This is a genomic window from Streptomyces sp. NPDC002144, assembly GCF_053593695.1.
In genome coordinates this window covers 1-3,524 of sequence record NZ_JBSFDB010000138.1, presented here as the reverse complement: position 1 = coordinate 3,524, position 3,524 = coordinate 1, and the positions used below count along the sequence as shown (strand labels likewise).

General features: G+C 69.9%; 4 protein-coding genes. 3 read left to right on the top strand and 1 reads right to left on the bottom strand.

The features are described from left to right. Both ACWCQ1_RS51765 and ACWCQ1_RS51760 read left to right on the top strand, forming a co-directional pair. A partial coding sequence (locus ACWCQ1_RS51765) for an adenosylhomocysteinase (RefSeq protein ID WP_451030092.1) occupies positions 1-92 on the top strand: 92 nt, incomplete at its 5' end. 177 nt (positions 93-269) lie between these two features. Then, the gene (locus ACWCQ1_RS51760) at positions 270-884 is read left to right on the top strand and encodes a hypothetical protein (RefSeq protein WP_133050171.1); all 615 of its coding nucleotides are present in this window, start codon (positions 270-272) and stop codon (positions 882-884) included. Between the two features lie 105 nt (positions 885-989). On the opposite strand, the gene ACWCQ1_RS51755 is transcribed toward ACWCQ1_RS51760, so the two are convergent. Then, positions 990-1,997, bottom strand: a complete 1,008-nt coding sequence (locus tag ACWCQ1_RS51755; RefSeq protein WP_451030091.1) for an RDD family protein — start codon at positions 1,995-1,997, stop codon at positions 990-992. A 130-nt stretch (positions 1,998-2,127) separates the two neighbouring features. On the opposite strand from ACWCQ1_RS51755, the gene ACWCQ1_RS51750 reads away from it, so the two are divergent. Then, positions 2,128-3,132 (top strand): stage II sporulation protein M, encoded by a 1,005-nt coding sequence (locus ACWCQ1_RS51750; protein ID WP_451030090.1) that lies wholly within the window; start codon positions 2,128-2,130, stop codon positions 3,130-3,132. Positions 3,133-3,524: the final 392 nt, after the last annotated feature.

Below are 3,524 nucleotides of genomic sequence, written 5' to 3'. Positions count from 1 at the left end.
GCGTCAAGCTCACCACGCTGCGCCCCGAGCAGGCCGCCTACATCGGCGTCGACGTCGAAGGCCCCTACAAGCCCGACCACTACCGCTACTGACCGACCCGCACCGCCACCGAGCGGTACGGCACGGCATGCTGGTGAGCGCGTCGGTGCGCTGACACCCTCACCAGCAGCCCCACCTCCGAGGCAGGCCCCCGCACCCCCGTGTCGGGGGCCTGCCCCTTCGGCCGCCCGGTCCGTCGGCCGGACCAGCCCTCATGCCCCAGGACCCCCATGCCCCGCGGCCGTTATTCGCTCCACGATCCGCACGATCACACCCCCCTCGCCGAAGAACACTTCCAGTGCGCCCCCGGCCCCTCCGGCTGGCGCTACGTCTCCCGGCTGACCACGCCGTCGGGCGACCACCACGGCTCCGTGGACCTCACCCTCGACGACCTGGGCCGCCCCATCCGCCTCGAACTCCACGCCGCGGACTGGCAGGTACGCGGCGCCGCCCTGGACGGCGTCACCTGGGTCCGTACGGACCCGACCGGGACCCATGCCACCGAAGGCAACGTGCGCGCCCACGCCTTCACCGGCACATCCCCCGCATTCCTCATCGCCACCACCCGTCTCCTGCGCCTCACCCCTTCCGCCACGGCAACCCGCGTACGCCTCGTAGCCCTCACCGATCCCGTCCTCGCCCCGCGCACCGTGGACCAGTCCTGGACCTTGGTGAACAGAGAAGCACACGCCACTGACAACGGCCCTCTGACGGTGGACGAGTACCAGGTCACAGCCTTGGACACGGGAGAACAGCACGTCGTGCACATCGCCGGCGACGTGGTCCTCGCGGCGCCCGGAATCGAGCTGGAGGACCTCGAGTCGCCGCCTTCTACGTTCGAGTGAGGGCGAGGGGTGTCGAGCAGGCCGCCGCGTCCCTATGACGAACCGCCGTGAGGCCGTGGAGTCAGGCCGCAGCGGACACAGGGTCAGGCCGCAGCGGACACAGGGTCAGGCCGGAGGCACGAACCCCGTCCTTTCGGCGGCCGGGCGGTCCGTGGGCGGCGAGGCCGCTGGCGGGGCGGCTGGTGAAGCCGGCGGCTGACCGGTCGGCGCCTCGAATACAGCAGGTGCGGACTGCGGCGCCGCGGGTCGGCCTCCGAGACCGTCCTGTCCGGTGGCGGCTGGAGCCGCAGGCTGCGGCGACGACGTTCGGTACGTGGCGCCGGAAGGAGCCGCGTACGGATTCGAGCCGGCCCCAGGCCCTGCCCCGTTCGCGAAGGCCCGCCGAACCTCCCGGGCCTGCCGCTCCTGCAGCACCGCCGCCAGATAGGCCGCCGGCGGAACACCCTGCGGAACCGGCGTTCCGGTGTGAGACGCGAGATCGGAGGCGAGCCGCTCCGCCATGGCCCAGCCGACCTGCGGATCCAGCTGCTGCATGCGGGCCAGATACTGACGGACGGTGAGCCACAGCCCGTCGGGAACCGCGGACAGATCGAGCGCCGAGAACCGCCCTGCCAGCCAGGGCGGCGGCGGAGGCAGAAAACCGGTGCGCGCGACAGGCACCCGCTCCCGTACGACGAGCGTCCCGGCGAACACATCCCCGAGCCGCCGCCCGCGAGCCGACACGAGCGAGGCGATGCAGGCGATGACGCCGAACGTCATCAGGATCTCGATCACACCGATCCCGCCCCGGACCAGCGCATGCCGGAACCGGATCGGGCCGCCGTCGTCCCGCACCACCCTCAGTCCGCACGCCAGCTTCCCGAGGGAACGCCCATGGCTCAACGTCTCCACCGCGATCGGAGCACCGACGAGGACCAGGACGAACACCCCGAGCGACACGGCGACCTGAGCCGCGTCGTCCAGCGAGGCGGTGGCGGCGATGAGCGCGATGGTCAGGGCCACATAGACCGCCACGGCCACGACCAGATCGAGCAACACCGCCAGCGCCCTGCTGGGCAGCCTCGCGGGGCGCAACTCCAGCGCCACCGCCTCGCCCGTCACCAGCTCACTCACGCCCGTCGCCCTTCCCCTGGCCTGCCCTCGCAACGGCCAGTCTGCCAAGCTGAGGGCGCATCGCGCCGCAGTACGACAAGCTGACATCCAGGACGAGCCGCCGACGAGCAGCCGAGGAGCAGGCAGACCGATGGACCTCGACGTCTTCGTCACCGCGCACCGAGCCGAATGGGACCGCCTCGACGCCCTCCTCGGACGCCGGCGCCTCACCGGAGCCGAGGCCGACGAACTCGTCGCGCTCTACCAGCGCACGGCCACCCATCTCTCCCTCATCCAGTCCAGCGCCCCCGATCCCCAGCTGACCGGACGACTCAGCCAACTCGTGGCACGCGCGCGTAGCGCCGTGACGGGCACCCGGCGCGCCTCATGGAGAGACGTCACCCGTTTCCTCGCGCACGGTTTCCCCTCGGCCGTCTACCGATCACGGCGCTGGTGGGTGCCCACGGCCCTCATCTCCACCGTCATCGCGATCATCCTGGGCTGGTGGATAGGCACCCACCCCGACGTACAGGCGTCCATCGCCGCCCCGACCGAGCTGCGTGAACTCACCCGCCCAGGTGGCCAGTACGAGACCTACTACTCCAGCCACCCCGCGGCCTCCTTCGCCGCCCAGGTCTGGACGAACAACGCCTGGGCCGCGGCCCAGTGCCTCATCCTGGGGATCTTTCTCGGCCTGCCCGTCCTCTGGATCCTCTTCCAGAACATGCTCAACCTCGGCGTCGGCTTCGGTCTGATGTCCTCAGCCGGCCGCCTCGACACCTTCCTCGGCCTGGTCCTCCCGCACGGCATGCTCGAACTGACCGCGGTCTTCGTGGCCGCCGGCACAGGGCTCCGCCTCGGCTGGACCGTCATCGACCCAGGCCCGCGAACCCGCCGCAAGGCCCTCGCCGAGGAAGGCCGTGCCGCCATCGGCATGGCGATCGGTCTCGCCCTGGTCCTCTTCGTGTCCGGCGCCATCGAAGGCTTCGTCACCCCCTCCGGCCTGCCCACCTGGGCCCGCATCGGCATCGGAATCCTCGCCGAGCTCGCCTTCCTCCTGTACGTGTTCGTCCTGGGCGGCCGGGCAGCGCGCAGCGGAGAGACAGGCGACGTCGAGGCGGTTGAGCGCAGCGCCACGGTCCCCACGGCCGCCTGATGTGCGGGCACGCCCGTCGAGCTGTTAGTCTCTCCTTCGCCCCGCAGGCACCGTTGACACGGACCAGACGGGGAGGTAGATTCGAACAGTTGCCTGGAACTGGATCCAGTCCGGTCGGCAGCAGTGAGTGTCTGTCTGCTTCTCGGAACGTCGATTTCGAAGAAGCCATCTCCTGATGAATCGGAAATGAGCGGCCGGTCAGACCGGCTCGAATCTTCTGATAAAGTCGGAACCGCCGGAAAGGAAACCGCGAAACAAAAGCGGGAACCTGGAAAGCACCGAGGAAATCGGATCGGAAAAGGGTCTGATAGAGTCGGAAACGCAAGACCGAAGGGAAGCGCCCGGAGGAAAGCCCGGAAGGGTGAGTACGAAGGAAGCGTCCGTTCCTTGAG

Bases quoted from the DNA above. Each gene is read 5' to 3' on its own strand.
- ACWCQ1_RS51760 (WP_133050171.1), top strand. From the start codon at position 270: ATGCCCCGCGGCCGTTATTCGCTCCACGATCCGCACGATCACACCCCC.
- ACWCQ1_RS51750 (WP_451030090.1), top strand. From the start codon at position 2,128: ATGGACCTCGACGTCTTCGTCACCGCGCACCGAGCCGAATGGGACCGC.